This window comes from Phycisphaerales bacterium, from assembly GCA_016716475.1.
Classification (GTDB): Bacteria; Planctomycetota; Phycisphaerae; order UBA1845; family Fen-1342; genus JADJWG01.
On the sequence record JADJWG010000002.1, the window covers coordinates 467,305 to 487,536 of the forward strand.

Consider the following 20,232-nt stretch of genomic DNA (forward strand, 5'->3'; position numbering starts at 1 on the left):
TGAGCACGCCGTGACCGGGCACGGTATTGCCGCCACTCGTGGACCCGCTCGTCTTGGCGTCCTGATTCATCGCTCACATTTCTTTGGAAGGGCGGTACTCGCCAACCCGACACCGCGGAGATCTCCGCGCGTGAGAACGGCATCTGTCAGGCCCCCAGAAGTATTTCTTTGCTTGTGATTCTCTGAGCAGGTACGATTGCGGCGTTTCGGGTTCCGAATTCTCTTGTGGAGGATGAATCTCATGGTACGCAACGTTCGTATTGTGCTTGCGAGTCTTGGCGTGCTCGTGCTGACAGCGGCGGCCGTGACCGTCGCCCAGTCATACGGTGATGACAAGCCACGGTCCGGCAGCGGCCAGGAAAACATGCCACTTCCGCCGGGCATGACCGAGGCCGACATGAAGGCGATGATGGAAGCCGCGACCCCCGGACCCATGCACGCCCATCTGGCTAAGTCGCTGGGGGTGTGGGAGGGCCGGTTGCAATGCTGGATGGAGCCGGGTGCGGACCCCACGATCACCGAGTGTACGAGCACGTTGACCGCGCTGTTGGACGGTCGCTTCGTCATGTGCGAGGTCGCGGGCGACATGGGTGGCATGGGTCCTTTCAAAGGCATCGGACTGTACGGCTATGACAACGCGGCCAAGAAGTTCCAGAGCGTCTGGCTCGACAGCATGGGCACCGGCATGGCTTATGGCACGGGTGAGTTGTCTGAGGATGGCAAAATGCTGACCTGGGCGATCTCGTACCACTGCCCGGTGCAGAAGAAGGAGGTCTCGATGCGCCAGGTCGAGCGTTACACCGGCAAGGACAGCATGACGCTGGAATTCTACGGCCCGGATATGAAGACCGGTAAAGAGCACAAGATGATGGAGATTTCATACACTCGTAAGGCCGGTGCACCGACGGCCAGCGCAGGACGCTGATACCCTCAACCGAGCTTCCCAGGCGGACTCTGGTGGGCACCGACGTAACCGGTGCCCACTGTCCATTTGTGCTTACGGACGTAATGCCACGGTCGGAGGAGTGGGGGCGCTCTGAGAATGAGTACACGCGTGCTCGCGCGCAGCTGCAACCCACAGGGTCTCGGCATGCGTGTGTCGCTACGCGGTGCTGGGGGCGGTGCTGCTGCGCGGGTCGCCGGGGGCAGCCGGGCGGGCGACTACGGCGGCATAGATCCGCCGCGCTCCCGCGCGCCGCAGTACCTTGGACACTTCCACAACCGTCGCCCCCGTGACGAGCAGATTGTCGATGATACACACCACACGACCGGACACATCGGGCTTCGGCCAGGGCGGCAGGTACCACGGCGCCGGTCCGAAGCAGCCCCGCACATTCTCAAAGCGTGCGCTCTTCGTCGGCTGCGCGGTCTGGCTGGGCCCATGCTTCGCGCGGCGCACCAACCGGACGACCCGGACCCCGATTCGCCGGCCGAGTTCTACCGTGAGGACGGCGGCATGATCACAAGGCCGCTGCGAGCGGCGCAGCCAGTGCATCGGCACCGGCACAAGTGTGTCGATCTCCGTACCCCAGGGCGCATTTTTCAGGGCGGTCGCCAGCAGATCCACCAGGAATGACACTGGCCGCTCATCCCCGCGGTACTTCAGGCCGGTGAGCATGCTGCGCAACACAGGCGTATAAGGCCCGACGCGCACGACCCCGGCGAGATTCCAGAAGTACTCCGTGCGGCAGCGCGCGCAGCCGTCGGAATGGATCGCCGCGGGGGGCACGGTGCGGCCGCAGTGCGCGCAGGCCGGCGCTGCGAGATAAGCCGTCGCCGCCACACGGCAGGTTGGGCAGACCACCCCTTGCTCGCACGGGATCCAGGCGGCACACGCGGCACAGGTCTGTGGGAGGACCGCATCGAGTACAGCGCTGGGGAACGACCGCAGCCATGGCACACGCATTGCCCAGTCAAACCGCGTAGCCATGTGCCCAATCCCCGTCGCAATGGTTGTGCGCTTGCGGCCGCGCCGCTCAAACGTCGTCCGGCGAGTCCGAATCACCGGACTCGCCCTCTGTTCCCCCCGCATCCGGCGGGGCCACGAAATCGCTGAGTTCCGCCCGCCCGGTGGCGTCGAGCTGGATTTTCTGAATTCGTAGCTCGGCGGTCTCGAGGATTTGTCGACAGTGGGCCGCGAGCTGCATCGCCTCTTCATAGCGTGCGATGGATTCTTCGACACCGATTTCACCGGCCTCCATCGCTTCGACGATGGCATCGAGCCGGGTCAGGGCCTCTTCGAACTTGAGCTTGCGGATGGATTTGTTCATGCGTGCCTCGTGCCGAGCCGGCCGGAAACGGGCAGACGCGTTCGCGACCTCAGCCCGCAAGCCACCATGATCGTGCGGCACCGGTTGGGGTCAAGAGGTAAGTTGACGGGATCGTGGTGCGTTGGGGCCAGGATGACCCTGCGGCATGGGGGATAAGCCTAGGGTACGCGTCCGGACCCGCCGGGGCGAGATTCGGTTTTGACAACCGCCCGGGCTTCTTTCATACTCGCTCGCCGCGACTTGCGCGGGCTTCACGGCCAGTGCGGCTGTGCGTCCCTGCCGGGTTAACGGCCGCGCCGGGTGGTTTCTCTGGCGCGTTTCACAGCGGGCATGTGAAGGAGTTGATGAATGGCCGGTCGTCCCGTGTCGGTGCAGGGCTCATCGAGTGGCCTGCTGTACGGTCTGATCACGTTCGCGATCCTGACCGTGATCGCCCTGGCTCTTTTCATCCTGCAATTCACCGGCAACCAGAAGCTGCGGAGCGAAGCCGAGGGGCTGCGCCGGCAGTTGGCGGCGGCCGGCCAGGCGCCCTCGTACTACCTCAACGAGGCGCAGGCCCGCGGTGTGGGTGCTGTCCAGGTCATGGGCGACGACCTGCGGGCCCTCGCGACGTTGATCAGCGGTAATCCCGAAGACCTGCGGCCGCGGTTGGCGGACCAGGTTCAGCAGACGCTCGTGGGAGTTGCGGCCGCACACCCGGGGCAGATCAACCCGGGCGATACGCTGCTGACCGTGGTGGGCAACCTTGCGACGTCGCTTCGTCAGGCCCGTGACCAGGCGGAGAGCTTCCAGATCGTCATGCGCGATTTAGAAGCGGACAAGGAGAGTTTGACGCAGCAAATGCGCACGCGCGATATGGAGTTCGGCACCGCGGTCAGCACGTTGGGCGCCCAGTTGCAGCAGGCCCAGCAGGAAAAGACCACCGCGCTCGGCCAGAAGGATCAGCAGCTCGCCGCCCTCCAACGCGAGGTTGACGCCAGCAACGCCCAGCTCCAGACACTGATCCGCGAGGGCAACACGCGCGTGCGTGATTTCGAGATTCTGGTGGGCCAGCGCGACACGCAGATCGCCGCTTTGCTCGACCAGATCCGGCAACTCAAAGGCCCCGGCGCGCTCGATCCGCGCTCGGTGCTGACGAAGGCGGACGGCCGCATCGAGCGGGCGATACCCGGCAGCGACATCGTATACATCAACCTCGGATCGCGTGACCGGGTGAAGGCGGGCATGGGCTTCGAGGTCTACTCGCCGACGCGCGGGGTTTCGGACTCGCTGCGGGGGCATGCCTCGCTCGAAGTGGTGACGGTCATGGAGATGAGCGCCGAGTGCCGGGTCACGCGGCGTGATCCGATTCAGCCGATTCTCGAAGGCGACACGGTTGTCAACATCGCGTACGAGCGTAACCGCAAGCCGAAATTCGTAGTGCGGGGTGATTTCGACCTCGATTTTGACGGCAACGTGGACATCAATGGTGTGGACCAGGTGATCGCGATCATCCGTGAGTGGGGCGGTCAGGTCGTCGAAGAGATCGACGAGTCGGTCGATTACGTGATTGTTGGCGTGGCGCCGGGTGGGCCAGACGTGGCCGCGACGGTTGGTGCGAGCGCAGCCGTGCGAGAACAGGCGATCCAGGCGGAGTTGGCCCGCTCTCGATATCGCGGGTTAATCGAGCGGGCACAGAAAACCGGCATCCCCGTGATCACACAGAACCAGTTCCTGTACCTGATGGGGTATAGCGGTCCCGGGTCGGTCACGCCGTAAAGCAGCGCTGAGTCGACGGGCAAAGCCCTGAACCGACAGGAGAGAGTCTGGAAGGGGGGTGCGGACCTAACCGATTCCCCTACGGCGATGGGGGCAATTGGACCCGGCACACGCTTTGCGCCGACACCACCCGTTTCGTGAGGTAGTCGACGAAAGTCACACGAACGGTCACTTCGGGGTTCGCCGGTGGGGCGGCGGGCCAGGGGCAACGGATGGTGTAATGCCCCGTCAGTAATTTACCGTGCCAGTACTTCCCGCATTCGTCGACCGGGATGAAGTACTCACCCAGCAGTTGGCCGCCTGGAGCCGCGAGGTCATAAAGCTGGATGCGGATGTCGCCCGCGACTTTCACGACGTCGCCATCGCGGTCGATCGGGCGGAGATAGACCGTCACACCGTCGTCGCCCGGCTGGCCGTCGTAATTGGCGCCGCCCGTCAGGCGATCAATGACGATTTCCTCGGGGTAGAACACACGCCGCAGGTCGTCTTCGGTTATGGAGCGGGCTACCCGGAGCTGGCTGTGCAGTTCGGCGATGGTCGCCTGCTGAGCGACAAGCTGTTGCGATTGCTGCTGGTTGCGGGTTCGCAGGTCAGCGAGTTCGCGCTGGACGGGATCTTCGCCCGTGGCGACACAGCCCGTGACCAGCCAGGCGGTGCCGCTGGCGAACATGACCCCCCAAGCCAGACCGGACCAGCGGGAGCGCGCCCCTGGGCTGGTTGCCGCCGTGTCCACGCCGAACCTCCTTGCTGCGCTACTCGACCGGGGGGGCCGAAGTCGTTTCGGGCATGGCCTTGAGAATCTTGTCGGCCAGACCGTACGACACCGCCTGCTCCGCGTCCATCCAATTGTTGCGGTCGCAATCGTCGGTGATTTGTTCCAGGGTCTTGCCCGTGTGCCGCGCCAGAACCTCGTAGAGCTGCTTCTGCGTCCGGACCATCTCGTCAATCTCGATCTTAATGTCGGTCGCCGTGCCCCGCGAGCCGCCCAACGGCTGGTGGATCATCACCCGGCCGTGCGGCAACACGAAGCGTTTGCCGGGCGTCCCGGCCGCAGCGAGCACGGCCGCCATACTGGCTGCCATGCCAATGACGTAGGTTGCCACGGGGCAGGGGAGGAACTGCATGGTATCGTAGATGCCCATCCCGCTGTACACCGCGCCGCCGGGCGAGTTGATGTACAGGTGGATATCCGCTTTGCGATCCTCGTTGGCGAGGAACAGCATCTGGGCAATGACCACGTTCGAGAGGTGGTCCGACACCTCGTCGCCCAGGAAGATGATGCGGTCCTTGAGGAGCCGCGAATAGATGTCGTAAGCTCGCTCCGCCCGACCCTCGCGCTCCACCACGATCGGGATTAACGTTTGCGCTCTCGTCATGCTTTGGCCGCCTTTCACTGCCTGCCCCGGGCGGGTCATTTCTTTTTCTTTTCCAGCCGGCTTTCTTCGAGGATCTCGTCGATCAAGCCGTACTCCTTGGCCTCGGCCGCGCTCATGTAGCGATCGCGCTCGATATCCCGGGCGACTCGCTCCTGCGGCTGCCCGGTGTGCTCCGAGAGGATCGCCAGCATGGTCTGCTTCACGCGCATGATCTCGTCGGCCTGGATGCGCATGTCGGCCGCCTGCCCGCCGATGTAACCCCACGGCTGGTGAATCATCACCTTTGCGTGTGGCAGCGCGAAGCGCTTGCCCTTCGTGCCGGCCGCGAGAATCAGAGCCGCGCCACTCGACGCGCCCCCGACGCAATACGTTGCGATCTCGCAGTTCAGGAACCGCATGGTGTCGTAAATCGCCAGCGTGTCGTCGATGTCGCCGCCCGGGCAGTTGATGTACAGGTGGATGTCCTGGTCGCGCTTGATCGACTGCAAGTACAGCATGCTCTTGATCACGTGCGAGCAGACCGTGCTGCCATTGATCGTAATCTGCGGGTCCAGCGGCAGGTCCAGAAAAATAATGCGGTTCTCCAGCAGGAGCTCGTTCAGCCCCATCTGCCGCCAGGCCTGCATCCCGCCTCCCTGGGCCTTGAAGCGCTCGTGGTCCGGCCAGTACGCCATGCGTTCTCCTTGTCCGGCCGCGGGCCCGGTGGGCGCCCACGGCAGCCGACCCGTGACCTAAGCCGGCTCGCTCGCCGGCGCCGCTGCGGCCACGTCCTGAATATCGGCCTCGGCCAATAACTCGGCCACACACTTACCATGCCGCAGCTCTTCAACCAGTTGGTCGAGCAGACCGCGGGTCTGCAGATCATCGCGGATGCGGTCGAAGCGCTGCCCGTAGCTGCGGGCGATCCGGGCAATCTCCGCGTTCACCTCTTCATCGGTCACTTCGATGCCGCGGTCTTCCGCAATCTTGGCCATGATGAAGGCCAGCTTCAACTCGGTTCGGACCTCGTCCTGGGCCGACGTCCGCAGTGCGTCGATCCGCGCTTCCACCTCGGACATCGGGATGCCGCGCTGGTGCAGGTCGATCACCTTGCGCATGACCGCCCGGTCCACCTGGCGGGCGGAGAAACCCTCCGGCAGGTCGAGCTGCGTTTTCTCCAGCAGGTACTGTTCCACCTGCCCGCGCCGCGCGCTTTGCACCAGCCGGTCGCGCTCTGCCTCGAGCTGGTCCTTCATGTAGCTCAGTGCTTCGGCTTCATTGTCGAAGCCCCAGTCCTTGAGAAAGGCGTCGAGTTCCACCGGCACCAGCCGCTTCACCTCGTGGATGCGGAAGGTGAAGGTGCCGGACTTGCCGCGCAGGTCGGTGCGTTCGTAGTCGTCCGGAATCGTGCACTCGGTTTCACGCACCTCGCCTGCGGCCGCACCACGCAGCGCTTCGCCGAGATTCATCAGCGTGACCCCGTCCAGCCGGGACGGCCGCACGCCGAGGACGACGTTATCCTCGGTTTTCACCTCCTGCCCGTCCACGGTCAGCGTCACGTCGGCGATGACCTGGTCGTCCGACTCGGTGGCAGGGCCGCTCACCGGTTCCATGCGCCCCTGGATCTTCCGCCGCTTGAGCAGTTCCTCGGCGGCCATTTCGTCCGTGATCGTGACGGTGGGATTGCGGACCGGGATGCCCTTCAATTCCGGCAACTCGAATTGCGGGCGCAGCTCAACCTCGCACACGTAAGTAAAGTCGCCGTCTTCCGGCAACTTGAACGTCGTGAGCGCCTGGCCGATGTCGACCAGCTTGTCACCACCTTCGGCGGCAATCCGGAACAGCGGATCACCGAGCGGCTCAATCTTCTCTTTGTCCACCGCCGCGTAGAACGACTGCCCGACCACCATGGTCTTGAGGGATTCACGCACATCCGCCCCGAAACGCTTCTCGACGAGTTGCCGCGGCGCGCGGCCCTTGCGGAAGCCGGGCACGAACGCGTCGTGCATCAGTTCGTCATAATTGTGCTGCATGTGCGCGGTGATCACTTCGGCAGGGACCGTGACGGTCAGCTCCTTACGGAGCATACCGACGTCCCGGGCAGTCGCCTGCACGGCGCTCTTCAGCTCCTCGAGCAGCTTCTCTGAGCGCGCCTCGTATTTCTCCAGCGCTTCCGGGTCCACGCCCGGAACCTGGCCGATTGAATCCATACCTGTCTCCGTCTGACTGTTGCGGATTACATCCGCCGATGAGGTCGCGGCTCGGGCGACCCCCGAGGCCGAAGGGGCGACGCGGAGGACTTCCGGTGGCACCCGCGAAATTGTCACGCTGGCGCGAAACTCAGAAGAAACCGCCGCTGCTCTGCAAAGGTTGCAACGCGCCGCCGAGCAGGAGACTGACGATCAGCGACAGCAGAGACGCGAGGAAGCTGGTAAACAGACTCGCGAAGTCCACCAGTTCGAAGCCCTGCAGGATGCCGAGCGTAGTTCCGCTCGAGCAGGCCGCGATCAGCCAGCGCTGTTTCCGATGCCAGAGTGCCAGCATTGCACACACTCCTCGCCGCGGACATTGCCGCAGCGTGTTCGAATCATAGTCCGTTCGCCGGACTCACCGCTTGATCAATTCGACGTTGGCCCGCGGCAGGATGGCCTCGGCGCCGTCTTCGAAACGGACCTTCAGTACGCGTACCTTGGTTTCGCTTGGCAGTCGGACCAGTTCAACCGGCAGATCCACGCACTGCCCGATCCGTCCGAAGTAGGGGTCCCGGATCGCTCGTAATGGTGTACCTACTTGCAGGACGCTGTCCTCTTCCCCACCCACGGCCGCTGCGGCCGCCTTTTCATCCAGTGGGATGATGACTTCGGGGCGGATCACCCCCGCGCGGATCTGCGTCGCCCCGTTGATGCTGGCCGACAGCCCGGTCCTTTTCTTCAACAGCTCGAAGGTCCCGTGTGCCATCCCGATACGACCGAAACCTTCGGTGATGACCAGCGTCACACCCAGCGATTCCTCGCCAGTAATGGCGACACCCAGCTCATAGCCGAGGAAGTCACGCAGATCCGCATCGTTCAGACCACCGCAGACAATTCCGCAAACCCCCGTCTCTGCTGCGGCTCGGACGGCTTCAGCCGTCACCAGACTGCCTCCGACGATGATCTTGCCGGCGTGCTGGGGCCGGATACGGTCTGCGTCCAGGATGTCGTCCGGCGACTCCGTGACGAGCACCAGTTCCCCGTGGGTCTCCCCCCCTATGCCGAAGATGCCCTGAATGAAGGTCCCGGTGATTTCCACCGTGGCCGACTCCTCGGGCTGGACCGCAACCACCCGGCCGCGCGCGAAGGCAGTCTTCCGCAGGGCGGTGGGCTTGCCGCGGATAATCACTTGGCCGGTGATCTTGGAGATGGATTCAAGCGTGCCTTCGATGGGGGAGCGGATCTCGCTCTTGAATAAGCCGAAGAATCCCTTCGTGCGCGCAAACGGCTCATTTTCTCCGAGTGCTTCGCCCTCGCGCTTGAGCATGATTTCAGGCAATTCCTCAGGTGAAATACCGAGTTTGCCAACGACATTGATAGGTCGCACCTCGCCGGGAAGGTCGGTCTGTGCAACCACATCGGTGCCCGCGACCTCCTGGCCGACCTTGACCAGCACCTGTCCCTTCAACGGTAGCCGGCGCACCTTGCGGATGACCGTGCATTCGGCGACGGAGAGACCCGGTGTATACGCGTAACCCATGCTGATTCCTGAAAAGCTGCGGGGCGGCCCGCTGTGCCCGGGCGCTAGGATGCCTGCCACTAGGCCGGGATGTTACGGTAAACGCTCCGTCGGGGGTGTCAAGGTGCCTGCCGGCGGAGCCACCAATCGCCGTGCGCCGGATCGCAATGTGCCGGATTCGAACGGTACGGTGACGGCAACCGGGCGGGAGCGGCCCGGTGGCCCGGTGGCGGGCCGATTTGACCCGGGCGCGCAGCGCTCTGTACGATCCCTTGCTTCTGCGCCGTGAACCCGGCGCAGCGGAGGTCCTCGCGTGCCCGTGCCCTATAACGAACGAACCTGTTACTGCGGTGAGGTCGGCACTGATCGCGTCGGCCACCCCGTCATCCTGACGGGCTGGGTGGACGTCTATCGCGACCATGGCGATCTGATCTTTATCGATCTGCGCGACCGCACCGGTGTGGTTCAGTTGCGCAGCGACCTTGCCACCGACCCGTCCGCCCACGCCGTCGCCAAGCGCGTGCGAACCGAGTTCTGTATCGCCGCGCGCGGTGAGGTGGGCCGCCGCCCGGAGGGCCTCGCGAATCCGAAGCTCAAGACCGGGGCCGTCGAAGTCTACGTGCGCGAGATCGAAATCCTCAGCACCTCAGAAACGCCCGTGTTCGAGCTTGACGACGAGATCGACACCAACGAGGAAACCCGCCTGCAGTATCGCTTCCTGGACCTGCGCCGCGAGCCGATGCAGCACGCGCTGATCCTGCGGCACAACATCACCAAAGCGATCCGCGACTATTTCCACGCCCACGGCTTCATCGAGGTCGAGACTCCGTTCCTCACCAAGAGCACGCCGGAAGGCGCCCGCGACTTCCTCGTGCCCTCTCGCGTGGCGCGCGGCACGTTCTATGCACTGCCGCAGTCTCCCCAGCTCTTCAAGCAACTCCTCATGATGAGCGGGTTCGACCGCTATATGCAGATCGTCCGCTGCTTCCGCGATGAAGACCTGCGGGCGGATCGCCAGCCGGAGTTCACCCAGCTCGACATGGAGATGTCCTTCGTCCAGCCGGAGGACGTGATGAACATCGTTGAGGGCTGCCTCGTGGCCGTCATGCGGGCAGCGCTCGGCGTGGAGATCACGCGCCCGTTTCCGCGCATGAGCTATGACCAGGCCCTGCGCGAGTACGGCGTGGATCGGCCGGACACGCGCTATGACCTGAAGATCCTCGATGTCACCGCGGCCGTAGAGCCGCTGGAATTCCGCGTTTTCAAGGATGTGCTTGCGGCCGGGGGTGTCGTGCGCTGTATCCGCGTGCCGGAAACCGCCGGTCTGACGCGGAAGGACACCGATACGCTGACGGAGGACCTGAAGGGCATCGGTGCCGGCGGTTTACCGCTGGTGAAGGTGGCCACCGAGGGCGGCGCGGTCGTCTTCCAGACGGGCGTGGCCAAGTTTTTTACGCCGGAGGTCACAGCCGCGGTCGTGACCATGACCGGGGCGCAGCCGGGCGACACGCTGCTGTTCGCAGCCGACCGGGAAACGAACGTCTGCAAGTACCTCGGCTGGCTACGGGAGACGCTGGCGAAGCGTAAGGGACTGATCCCGGCGGGACGCTGGGATTTCCTGTGGGTGCATGAGTTCCCAATGTTTGAGTTTCACGAGGAGGACGGGCGCTGGTACGCGGTGCACCATCCGTTCACGGCACCGCGGGACGAGGATGTGGACCGGTTGGAGAGCGACCTCGGTGGCTGTCGTGCGAAGGCCTACGACGTCGTGCTCAACGGGCTGGAAATCGGTGGTGGCAGCGTGCGGATTCACCGCGCGGATGTGCAGCAGCGCGTCTTCCAGATCTTGAACATGTCGCCGGAGGAGCAGGAGGCGAAGTTTGGCTTTCTACTCCGGGCGCTGCGGTTCGGGCCGCCACCGCATGGCGGGATCGCGCTGGGACTCGATCGCATCGCGATGCTTTTGGCCGGCATGAGCAGTATTCGCGACGTGATTGCGTTCCCTAAGACGGCGCGGGCGACCTGCCTGTTGACGGACGCTCCGAGCACCGTGGCTCAGACGCAGCTCGACGAACTCGGTCTACGCATTACGGCGCCGCCGGAGAAGAAGTAAGTAACCCCGGCACGGCGCAGACTACGCTTGTGAGACATCCGCCGGCGGCTTGGGCTCATACCGTGGCACGGTGGGCTCCGGCACGGTTTCCACGAGCTTCTGCACGATGCGAACGGAGTCGAGCCCCTGGGCCTGCGCCGCGAAATTGCAGGCGAGGCGATGCCGTAGCACGGGAAGCGCGACGGCCCGAATATCGTCGAGACTCACGCTGTAGCGTCCGGCCATGGCCGCCACTGCCTTGCCACCCCAGATGAGACATTGCCCGGCGCGCGGACCCGCTCCCCAGTCGATGTACTTCTTTACGAAGTCCGGCGCGCCGGCGTCCGCCGGCCGCGACGCGCGCGTGAGCCGCACGGCATAGTCAATGACGTACTCTGTGACAGGGATGGCCGCGATGAGTTTCTGCATATTGAGGATCTGCCGGTCGCTCAGCACGGTGCGGAATTCCGGCAATTCGCTCTGTGTCGTGCGGGCCAGGATCTTCTGTTCCTCTTCCAGAGTGGGATAATCCACGAAGATGTTGAACATGAAGCGGTCGAGCTGCGCCTCCGGCAGCGGGTAGGTGCCCTCCTGCTCGATGGGGTTCTGCGTGGCGATGACGAAGAAGGGGTTGGGCAGCGGGTAGGTTTCGGAGCCACTGGTGACCTCGCGCTCCTGCATCGCCTGGAGCAGGGCGGCCTGGGTCTTGGGTGGTGTGCGGTTGATCTCGTCGGCGAGCACGATGTTTGCGAAAAGCGGGCCGCGGACGAAGCGGAACTGCCGTGTGCCGTCGGGCAGTTCGTCGATCACCTGCGTACCGGTGATGTCCGATGGCATCAGGTCCGGGGTAAACTGCACGCGTTTGAAGGACAGGGAGGTGATGCGCGCCAAGGCGGAAACCATCAGCGTCTTTGCCAGGCCGGGGACGCCCACCAGCAGGCAGTGTCCGCGTGTCAGCACGGCCGCGAGCATCTGCTCGATCACGGCGCGCTGTCCGACGATGTGCTGGGACAGTTCGGTGAGGATCAGTTCCTTGGAGCGGTGGAACTGCTCCAGCAGGGTTGCGAAGGATTCCTTGGCCATCACCCCTCAGCATAACGGATGACCGGGGTCCTCGCAGCAGCGGGGCCGGTGTTACGCGGAAGTCAGTCGCGGCCGGCACTGCGGGCCCCGACGCGGCCGCGCAGGTTGTCCAGCACGTTCATGAAGTTGATGAACGAGTCGTAGGGGGAGTCGTACGGGTTGAAGTAGCTATGCACCGCTCCGTCGCCCTGGGTCTTGGTGCACATGTAGTAGAAGTGGTCGGAGGTCTGCAAGCGGCGCCAATCGTGCAGCAGGGCCTCGTCGCCGCGCTGTTTAACGAGCGGTTCGAGCCGGTACAGCTCGTGCAAGGCGTTCGACTGCATCGCGTTGCCCAGCCACGCCGACAAATCGCGCTCCGTATCCGCCCACGAGATCATGTGCGGGACGTCGTATTCCCCGGCTGATTCAAACGCCGCGGCACATTCACCCGGCGTGCGGAAATCGTTATCGGGCCGTGCCAGCACGGCGGTCGGCAGTTCACGCAGGAAGTCGAAGATGCCGGTTTCGGCCGACTGGTGCTCGCCGAAAGTCTCGTAGTCGAGGAACAGGTTTACCACGGAGCCGGCCCCGTTCACCTGGTCGATCCAGTGGGCGAATTTTGCGGGGGTCAGCGGCCATTCCGGCCAGGCCCGCTCACTGAAGCGGAAGGCGATGTCGTCCGACAGGCGGTAGTTCTTCAGGAGCAGCCGCACGTCGGGCCGCTGCGGCGGGTGATAAAGGAAAGTCGGCGTGCGATAGCCGAGCAGGTGGTCCGCCCCTTCGCACAGAACCGCCCCGAAGCCCAATTCGGCCGCCACCCGGGCCACTTCGTTGTTGTAGATCAATTCGGTGTTGCGAAAGACACGCGGCTCATACCCGAACAGGCGGCGCATAAGCTGCCGGTGCTGGGTGACCTGCTCCTCGAATTCGGCCCGCGAGTAGAGGAAGCTCAACGAGTGGTAGTACGTTTCGGCGAGGAACTCGACGCAGCCGGTTTCCGCCAGCCGCCGGAATGAATCGATTACCTCGGGCACATGGCGCTGGAACTGTTCTATTGCGACACCGCTGACCGAGAAGGCCACTCGGAACCGGCCCTCATGCCGCTCGAGCGTCTCCCGCAGGACGGCATTCGCCGGCAGGTAGCACCGCGTGGCCACCTTCCGCAGGATCTCCAGATTGGCCGGATTGTCGAAGTAGTCCGCGCCGCGGTCAAAAATACTGAACCGCCGCAGGCGGAAGGGCTGGTGAACTTGAAAGTAGAAGCATACGGAGGCCATCGGGACCTCGCCTCAGTCGCGCCAGGCGCCGGTAGCCGCTTCATACACCTTGATGCAATTGCGCGCCGCGTCGACCCAACTGAAGCGCTTGACCTCGAAGCCGCCGTGGTCGCGCAGCGCGGCTTGGAGTGGTGGATGCCGTAAGACGGCCACAATCTTGTTGGCCATTTCGTCGACATCCCAGAAGTCGACTTTCAGTGCGTGGGTGAGCACCTCGGCCACTCCGCTCTGCTTGGAAATCAGGACCGGCACATCGTTGGAAAGGGCCTCGAGCGGCGTCAGTCCGAAGGGCTCCGACACCGACGGCATGACGTACAGGTCGGCCATGCGATACACCCGCCGTACGTCATTCCCCCGCAGGAAACCGGTGAAGAGCACCTTGTGGCCGATGCCCATTTCCGCGGCCAGCTCGATCATGCGGCGAATCATGTCCCCGCTGCCTGCCATGACAAAGCGGACATTATCCATCACTTCGAGTACCCGCTTCGCGGCGGCGAGGAAGTACTCCGGACCCTTCTGCATCGTGATGCGGCCAAGAAAGAGCACGATCTTGTCGTCCCGCGTGATGGGCGGGAGATCGACGGTGGGCGCATCGCCGTTGTCGTCGATGGCGTTGTACACCACTTCGACCTTGCGCGGATCAACGCCGTAGTGCCGCAGGATGATGTTGCGGGTGAGGTGGCTGACGGCGATCACGTTGGTCGCGGCGTGCATGCCGGCGCGCTCGATGTCGTAGATGCGCTGGTTGACGTGTAACCCGGTGCGGTCGAACTCCGTGGAGTGCACATGCACCACCAGCGGCTTGCCGGATTCCTGCTGTACCGCGATGCCCGCGAGAAACGTCATCCAGTCATGCGCATGAATCAGGTCGAACTGCTCGCCCTCGGCCGCGGCGCACGCGAGGGCCGCGTAACGTTCGATCTGGGCAAACAGGTCGCCACCATAATTGTCGCCCGGACCCCCCCCGAGGGTCGGGTCTGCGACCGTGCCGCGCCGCCGCCGCACACGCCGTGAAGGGGTCCCGCCCGGTGCCATGCGGCCGCCGGGAGTGCCTTCGTCGTCGTCGGTTTCCTCACCTTCTTCCGGGCGGGCATAGGGGGTTAGCCGGGCAGGCACGGCCCGGAACTGGGTGTGCTGGAACATGCTTTCCAACGGACCCACGGCACCGCGCCGCCGGGCGTGGGCTGCCGCCGTGGCCGGCGAAAGGATCTGCACGTGACTGTCGCCGGTATTTTCCACCGCCCGCGGCAGGACGAAGAGTACTTCGATATCAAGCTTGTCAAGCGCGCGAGTCAGCCCGAAACAAGCGGTTCCAAGGCCGCCACTGATAAACGGCGGAAACTCCCACCCCAGCATGAAGACCTTCATCGCGACCTCGCACGTTCCACAGGCACAGCCAGGAGTGCCGGTGTCGTCCTTGCTCCGCGGCTGCCCCCAATGCGCGGGTCGCTTGGGGTCTAGAAACTGTCTGGCCCGAGCGGGGGTTGGCCACCGTGGGCTTGACAACCAGCGTTGGCAGCGTAGCAATGGGGAACCCATGTGTCAACGTGCCGATAACGGACCCACCAGCGGCCTGTACCCGACCTACGTGCAGTCCGGGAGCGGTTCTGAAACACATTTATTCGCATTACCCAGTGCCGGGCGCTAGCGTAACCTCCAAACGGAAGATATGTTATGGACCCAGCGGCTGTGGTTGGCTTGACGGTTACCACGGCCCGCCCCCAAGCAGGGATGTCGTGCGAGGTCGCGGCACACGCGACTGACCGGGTATCGCCCGCGCATTTTCGGTTTGCGGGGGCGAGCATCCTGTGTGGACGTTGAGGACATGATCGCGGTGGTGCCGTGGTTCTGAGCCACGCGCCGCGGAGCCTTTGCCTGTTGGACGGAGTGTTGTGTGGCGTCGACGCTGAGAGTGCACTCGCTAGCGAAGGAACTCGGAGTCCCCAGTAAGGCCATCATCGAGAAGTGCCGCGCTGAAGGTGTGGAACTCAAGAACCACATGGCAGCGATCTCGATTGGGCTGGCGGAGTCGATCCGCGAGTGGTTTAGCGTGGGCGTAGACGTGACCACCGTCGAGGTTGCGCAGCCGGTCGATGTTGAAGAGGCCCGTCGCGCGCGCCGCCGCAGACAGCGCGAAGACGAAGCGGCTGGCATCGAACCCGAAGTGGCTGCGGGCGACGAAGAGAGTGATACGACCGCGATTTCCAGCGCGGAGAGCGAACTCGACGAAGCGGCTGCCATCGAGGCGGAGGTCGCGATTCCCGAAGCCGCGGCGGTGGAACCCGAGGTTGAACCGGAGACGGATCAAACACTTGTTGCTGCCGCTGAAATCCCATCGGTCAGTCCGACGGAAGTATCGGATTCTGAATTCGTAGTCGAGCATGTCGCCGACCAGCCGGTCACGCTTGAAATTGCGGTGGATGAAACCGGACCGGATGAGGTCGATGACTCGACCCCACCCACCGAACAACGTCCCGCCGCGGCTGTTCCGGCGCGCCCGACAGAACCGATCCGTCCGGCGGGTCCACAGGTCGTGCCGCTGCCGGCCGAGCTGCGCGGCCCCAAGGTGGTGCGGATCGAGGCCCCCGAACCGGTGCGTGCTCCACGGCCCCGACCCGTGCCGCGCGGCCCCGGCGGTCCGGCCGCCCCCGGTGTTGCAGCCACTACAACGACTGCCACGCCCCCCCGACGTCGCGGCAAGGGGCGCAAGGCGGAGGAAGAAGAAGCGGCCCGCGCACGGGCGCGAAGCCCCCGGCGTCACGGAGGGGCGACGGATGTCGACCAGCGGCTGCGTGAATGGCGTGACCAGGACCTGCTGGAGCGCAAGGAGCGCTTGGCCAGTGTAACCGGACAGGGGCTCGCCCAACGGCGTGCCGCGGAACGTCGTCGTCAGACCGGTAGTACCACCGGCCCGCAATCACGCAAAGACCCGGTCGTTATCACGGCCCCGCTGAGTCTCAAAGAGTTTTGTTCAACCGCTGGTGTGCCGTTTGCGGCGCTCTCTCAGCGCTTGATGGAGCACACGGGTCAGCTCTGGACGATCAACCAGCAGATCGATGCGGAGACGGCCGAGATGCTCGTGCTCGATCTCGGCCTGGGTGTGTCGATTGCGCGGGCCAAGACCGCTTACGAGCAACTGCGGGATGAGTTTGACAGCCGGGAACGCAAGCACCTTAAGCCGCGGCCGCCAGTGGTGGCCATGCTCGGCCATGTCGACCACGGCAAGACGTCGCTGCTCGATGCCATTCGGCGGACACGCGTCGCGGCGGGTGAGGCCGGCGGCATCACGCAGCACATCGGGGCATATCGTGTCACTCGCGACGGCTGGGACGTGACTTTCGTCGATACCCCCGGCCACCAGGCCTTTACGGAGATGCGAGCCCGCGGCGCCAACCTGACGGACGTGGTCGTGCTTGTCGTGGCCGCCGACGATGGGGTCATGCCGCAGACCGCCGAGGCCATCAACCACGCCAAGGCGGCCGGTGTGGCCATCGTGGTGGCGTTGAACAAGATCGACCTGCCAGGTGTGGATCTGAACCGCATTTATGCGCAGTTGTCGGAGCACGAGCTGACGCCCGCAGAATGGGGCGGCTCGACCGACGTGCTCAAGACCAGCGCCACCTCCGGTCAGGGGGTGGACGAACTGGTGGGCCACCTGAGCACCCTGAGCGAGTTGCTCGAATTGACGGCCGACGCGACAGTCCCAGCCCGGGCTACCGTGATCGAAGCGCAGATGCGGGAGGGCCGGGGCGTGGTCGCACAGGTCCTCGTGCGAGAGGGCACGCTGAAGGTCGGTGATATCGTCGTCTGCGGACCCGGCTCCGGCCGGGTGCGTTCGCTGCGTGATGATCGTGGTCGCACGGTGAAGGCGGCGATGCCCGGCAGCCCAGTGGAAGTCTCCGGCCTGGATGAGTTGCCGATCGCCGGCGATGACCTCTTCCAGGTGGATCAACTGGCCCGTGCGAAGTCGATTGCGGAAGAGGTCCGTGAACAGCGGCGCACGGCGGGCCTGGCTCAGACGCTCAAGCCCAAGACGCTTGAGGATCTCATGCGGGGCGATACCGACACCGAGGTGCCGGCGCTCAATGTCATTCTCAAGGCGGACGTGCAGGGCTCTGTCCAGGTGTTGCGGCAGACGCTGGCGGATTTCCCGGCCGACAAGGCCCGCCTGACGATTCTGCATGCCGCGGTCGGCGCCATTACCGAGGCGGACGTGCAGCTTGCACGCGCTTCGGGTGCGATCGTGATCGGTTTCCATGTGGTCGCGGAGGACCGCGCCGCATCGCTGGCGGATCAGCTCGGCGTCGAAATCCGCAATTACCGCGTGATTTACGAACTGCGGGATGACCTCCACAAGGCGCTGGCGGGCCTGCTCGCCCCGATCGAGAAAGAGGAAACCCGCGGCACGATCGAAGTGCGGCAGGTATTCAACGTCTCGCGTATCGGAACGATCGCCGGCTGTCTCGTGACCGACGGGGTGGTGCATCGCAACCACCGCGTGCGCATCGTGCGTGACGGACGCGTGATTTCGGAGGGCCGCGGGATCGCATCGCTCAAAAGGTTCAAGGACGATGCCCGCGAAGTTCGGGCCGGGTTCGAATGCGGCGTCAAGATCGAGGGTTTCGACGACGTGAAGCCGGGCGACATCCTCCAGGCCTACGAGATCACGCAGATTGCGCAGGAGCTGTAGGCCGCGCGCGGGGCAGGCATGATTGTGGGTGTATTACGGGTTCGGTTGGGAATCCTGGAGGCGCGGTCCCTGAAGGATAAGCGGCGCGTGACGAAAAGTCTCAAGGAACGCCTGGGGGCACGGCACAACGTGTCGATTGCCGAAGTGGCTGATCTTGACCATCGGCAGGCCGCGACTTTCGGAATCGCCCTCGTCGGCAACGAAGCGCGATTTGTCGAGAGTTGCCTGGCTAAGATCGTGGAGGAGTTGCGGGTGTATCCGCACGCCACGCTGCTCGACTCCGACATCGAATTGCTGTAACGCCTGGTGGCCGGGCTGGTTGGGCCCCTCCGCCAAGACCGAAGGAACCTCGTGAGTCGCCGTACCGTACGCATCGGTAGTCTGATTCGCCAGATCATTGCGGAGGCAATCCGCACGCACCTGAGCGATCCGCGGATACCAACCATCACGTCGATTCTGCGTGTGGAGGTAAGCGAAGATCTTTCCGTCGCGAAAGTCTTCGTCAGTGTGCTTGGCACGGATACCCAGCGGAAGCTCGCCGTCGAGGCGCTCCAGTGTGCCGCCGGTCGGCTGCGCCGCCTGCTCGCGCCCGAACTGAGTTTGCGAAAAGTGCCCCAACTCGTGTTTGAGTCCGACACCTCCGTACAGGTGACCTTCGACACAATCAGTGCGATTGATGATGCGATGCGGGATCTGGGGCAGTTGCCGGTGTGGGAAGCGGAAGATGCCGACACGGGTACGGATGGCGGCCCTGCATCGGACGACCCCCTGGTCGGCGCCGATGAGACGGACGCATCCGGTTTGCCGCTGCGCCCGGGGGGAGTGCCAGCGCCAGCCCCGCGGTCCGTCGGTCGCGTGGACGCTGGAAAGGAGGACGTCTGACGATGCGGGGTGCCACCGAATGCGCCAAACGGCTCAAGACTTTCTACGCGGGTCTGCGCTCCAAGCTCGGGAAGGTACGTCCACCCGCGCCAACCGATCCCATCACGGAGCTGATTCTTGGCATCCTGTCGCGGGATGTACCCGAGAGTCGCGCCGCGGATGGGTTGGAGCGGCTCCGTGCCATTGTCGTCGATTACAACGAACTGCGCGTCATCCCGCCGATCGAGCTAGCGGACGTTTTGCATGATTTCGCCGACGCCCGCCTGAAGTGTGAAGACCTTTCCCGCGCGCTCAACACGATTTTTGCCCTCGAGCACATCGTATCGCTCGACCGTGTCGCCACGCTTCCCCGGAAGGAGATGCTTGCCTACCTCGAGCGTATCGACGGGCTAGAACCATATACGCGGGCGCGCATCCGCCTGCTCGGCTTCCAGCAGCCGGCCGTACCCCTGGACGAAGCCATGTGGGCACTCGTCCGCACCGCGGAAATCGTGGATGCACGTTGCCCGCTTGAAGAAGCTCAGCAATTCCTCGAGCGTCAGACCGCCGCCGAGGAGCTGCTCGAATTCGTCGGACTGCTCCGCCGCCAGGCCTGGAGCGAGCATGGAGCGCTGGTGAAAAGCGGCGTTGTTCAGCGTATCCAGAGTGTCCCCCCCGACCGCACCACGCGGAATATGCTCTTGATGTTGACCGGGGCCCCATCCGTGCTCGATGTGGCCCTGTCGGACGAAGATGATTTACTGCCGTCCACACCGATCGAAGATGCGACTGAGGGTGAAGATCCCAAGCCGCCCGGCCGTCCGAAAGGCGCGCGCCGTGCCCGCCAGGAAGTAACGCCCGCAGAGTCCGCTCCGGGTGCGCCAAGGCCGCGCAAGAGTGCTCGGCAACCGACGCCGGCCGAGGGTAAGCCGACGGTTAAGGCCAAGCGCACACCGCGTGAACCTGCGCGCAAACCCGCCGGGACTCAGCGTGCACCTGCGACCAGCACCGCCGTACCGAAAGCGCCCGCCCGAAAGGGGGCGCGCAAGTCGGCGCCTGCGCGGACCGCATCCAAGTCCACCCCCCGCAAGGGCCGGGGGCGGTCGACCGCCAAGGCGCGCGGCTCCTGAGCAGCAGCCCTCACGGCCACACCAGT

At 64.4% G+C, this 20,232-nt stretch carries 18 protein-coding genes; 7 read left to right on the plus strand and 11 right to left on the minus strand.

The annotated features are described in order from the left end of the window. Positions 1–241 precede the first annotated feature (241 nt). Positions 242–925 (plus strand): DUF1579 domain-containing protein, encoded by a 684-nt coding sequence (locus IPM18_09630; protein MBK9119843.1) that lies wholly within the window; start codon positions 242–244, stop codon positions 923–925. Between the two features lie 177 nt (positions 926–1,102). On the opposite strand, the gene IPM18_09635 is transcribed toward IPM18_09630, so the two are convergent. Continuing rightward, a complete protein-coding gene (locus tag IPM18_09635) occupies positions 1,103–1,930 on the minus strand; it encodes a ComF family protein (protein ID MBK9119844.1) in 828 nt (275 codons plus the stop codon). A 46-nt stretch (positions 1,931–1,976) separates the two neighbouring features. Further along, entirely contained in the window at positions 1,977–2,270 is a 294-nt protein-coding gene (xseB, locus tag IPM18_09640) for an exodeoxyribonuclease VII small subunit (protein ID MBK9119845.1), read from the minus strand. A 348-nt stretch (positions 2,271–2,618) separates the two neighbouring features. Here xseB and IPM18_09645 point away from each other — a divergent pair, with 348 nt between their 5' ends. Further along, the gene (locus IPM18_09645) at positions 2,619–4,028 is read left to right on the plus strand and encodes a hypothetical protein (protein ID MBK9119846.1); all 1,410 of its coding nucleotides are present in this window, start codon (positions 2,619–2,621) and stop codon (positions 4,026–4,028) included. Between the two features lie 79 nt (positions 4,029–4,107). Here the strand turns inward: IPM18_09645 and IPM18_09650 are convergent, their stop codons facing one another. The 6 genes from IPM18_09650 to IPM18_09675 form a co-directional block, all read right to left on the minus strand. Continuing rightward, positions 4,108–4,761 carry a hypothetical protein gene (locus IPM18_09650; GenBank protein ID MBK9119847.1) on the minus strand — a complete coding sequence of 218 codons (654 nt, stop codon included), beginning with the start codon at positions 4,759–4,761 and terminating at the stop codon, positions 4,108–4,110. A 19-nt stretch (positions 4,762–4,780) separates the two neighbouring features. Continuing rightward, positions 4,781–5,404 (minus strand): ATP-dependent Clp protease proteolytic subunit, encoded by a 624-nt coding sequence (locus IPM18_09655; GenBank protein MBK9119848.1) that lies wholly within the window; start codon positions 5,402–5,404, stop codon positions 4,781–4,783. Between the two features lie 35 nt (positions 5,405–5,439). Further along, entirely contained in the window at positions 5,440–6,078 is a 639-nt protein-coding gene (locus IPM18_09660; protein ID MBK9119849.1) for an ATP-dependent Clp protease proteolytic subunit, read from the minus strand. A gap of 57 nt (positions 6,079–6,135) precedes the next feature. Beyond that, complete coding sequence (gene tig / locus IPM18_09665; protein ID MBK9119850.1) at positions 6,136–7,593, minus strand: trigger factor; 1,458 nt, start codon at positions 7,591–7,593, stop codon at positions 6,136–6,138. A 130-nt stretch (positions 7,594–7,723) separates the two neighbouring features. After that, positions 7,724–7,927, minus strand: coding sequence for a hypothetical protein (locus IPM18_09670; GenBank protein MBK9119851.1), 204 nt, complete (start codon positions 7,925–7,927; stop codon positions 7,724–7,726). Between the two features lie 63 nt (positions 7,928–7,990). Then, positions 7,991–9,115: a hypothetical protein gene (locus IPM18_09675; protein ID MBK9119852.1), complete on the minus strand. Its 1,125-nt coding sequence runs from the start codon at positions 9,113–9,115 to the stop codon at positions 7,991–7,993. Between the two features lie 292 nt (positions 9,116–9,407). Here IPM18_09675 and aspS point away from each other — a divergent pair, with 292 nt between their 5' ends. Then, positions 9,408–11,207, plus strand: coding sequence for an aspartate--tRNA ligase (gene aspS / locus IPM18_09680; protein MBK9119853.1), 1,800 nt, complete (start codon positions 9,408–9,410; stop codon positions 11,205–11,207). A gap of 21 nt (positions 11,208–11,228) precedes the next feature. On the opposite strand, the gene IPM18_09685 is transcribed toward aspS, so the two are convergent. The 3 genes from IPM18_09685 to IPM18_09695 form a co-directional block, all read right to left on the minus strand. Then, entirely contained in the window at positions 11,229–12,269 is a 1,041-nt protein-coding gene (locus tag IPM18_09685) for a MoxR family ATPase (protein MBK9119854.1), read from the minus strand. Between the two features lie 62 nt (positions 12,270–12,331). Further along, positions 12,332–13,525: a polysaccharide deacetylase family protein gene (locus IPM18_09690; protein MBK9119855.1), complete on the minus strand. Its 1,194-nt coding sequence runs from the start codon at positions 13,523–13,525 to the stop codon at positions 12,332–12,334. A gap of 12 nt (positions 13,526–13,537) precedes the next feature. Beyond that, the gene (locus IPM18_09695; protein ID MBK9119856.1) at positions 13,538–14,893 is read right to left on the minus strand and encodes a glycosyltransferase; all 1,356 of its coding nucleotides are present in this window, start codon (positions 14,891–14,893) and stop codon (positions 13,538–13,540) included. Positions 14,894–15,419: 526 nt separating this feature from the next. Between IPM18_09695 and infB the strand changes: the two genes are divergently transcribed. From infB to IPM18_09715, 4 genes are read left to right on the plus strand one after another with little or no spacing between them, the layout of a single operon-like run. Further along, positions 15,420–18,215, plus strand: coding sequence for a translation initiation factor IF-2 (gene infB / locus IPM18_09700; protein MBK9119857.1), 2,796 nt, complete (start codon positions 15,420–15,422; stop codon positions 18,213–18,215). Positions 18,216–18,233: 18 nt separating this feature from the next. After that, the gene (locus tag IPM18_09705; protein MBK9119858.1) at positions 18,234–18,515 is read left to right on the plus strand and encodes a DUF503 domain-containing protein; all 282 of its coding nucleotides are present in this window, start codon (positions 18,234–18,236) and stop codon (positions 18,513–18,515) included. Between the two features lie 51 nt (positions 18,516–18,566). Continuing rightward, positions 18,567–19,097, plus strand: coding sequence for a 30S ribosome-binding factor RbfA (gene rbfA, locus IPM18_09710; GenBank protein ID MBK9119859.1), 531 nt, complete (start codon positions 18,567–18,569; stop codon positions 19,095–19,097). A 2-nt stretch (positions 19,098–19,099) separates the two neighbouring features. Then, positions 19,100–20,206, plus strand: a complete 1,107-nt coding sequence (locus IPM18_09715) for a hypothetical protein (GenBank protein MBK9119860.1) — start codon at positions 19,100–19,102, stop codon at positions 20,204–20,206. The last annotated feature ends 26 nt before the right edge of the window (positions 20,207–20,232 follow it).

Coding starts and splice junctions, on each gene's coding strand:
- IPM18_09685 (MBK9119854.1), bottom strand. CDS start 12,269: ATGGCCAAGGAATCCTTCGCAACCCTGCTGGAGCAGTTCCACCGCTCC.
- IPM18_09675 (MBK9119852.1), bottom strand. CDS start 9,115: ATGGGTTACGCGTATACACCGGGTCTCTCCGTCGCCGAATGCACGGTC.
- IPM18_09630 (MBK9119843.1), top strand. CDS start 242: ATGGTACGCAACGTTCGTATTGTGCTTGCGAGTCTTGGCGTGCTCGTG.
- IPM18_09645 (MBK9119846.1), top strand. CDS start 2,619: ATGGCCGGTCGTCCCGTGTCGGTGCAGGGCTCATCGAGTGGCCTGCTG.
- IPM18_09695 (MBK9119856.1), bottom strand. CDS start 14,893: ATGAAGGTCTTCATGCTGGGGTGGGAGTTTCCGCCGTTTATCAGTGGC.
- IPM18_09715 (MBK9119860.1), top strand. CDS start 19,100: ATGCGGGGTGCCACCGAATGCGCCAAACGGCTCAAGACTTTCTACGCG.
- IPM18_09670 (MBK9119851.1), bottom strand. CDS start 7,927: ATGCTGGCACTCTGGCATCGGAAACAGCGCTGGCTGATCGCGGCCTGC.
- IPM18_09635 (MBK9119844.1), bottom strand. CDS start 1,930: ATGGCTACGCGGTTTGACTGGGCAATGCGTGTGCCATGGCTGCGGTCG.
- tig (MBK9119850.1), bottom strand. CDS start 7,593: ATGGATTCAATCGGCCAGGTTCCGGGCGTGGACCCGGAAGCGCTGGAG.
- xseB (MBK9119845.1), bottom strand. CDS start 2,270: ATGAACAAATCCATCCGCAAGCTCAAGTTCGAAGAGGCCCTGACCCGG.
- IPM18_09690 (MBK9119855.1), bottom strand. CDS start 13,525: ATGGCCTCCGTATGCTTCTACTTTCAAGTTCACCAGCCCTTCCGCCTG.
- IPM18_09705 (MBK9119858.1), top strand. CDS start 18,234: ATGATTGTGGGTGTATTACGGGTTCGGTTGGGAATCCTGGAGGCGCGG.
- IPM18_09655 (MBK9119848.1), bottom strand. CDS start 5,404: ATGACGAGAGCGCAAACGTTAATCCCGATCGTGGTGGAGCGCGAGGGT.
- IPM18_09660 (MBK9119849.1), bottom strand. CDS start 6,078: ATGGCGTACTGGCCGGACCACGAGCGCTTCAAGGCCCAGGGAGGCGGG.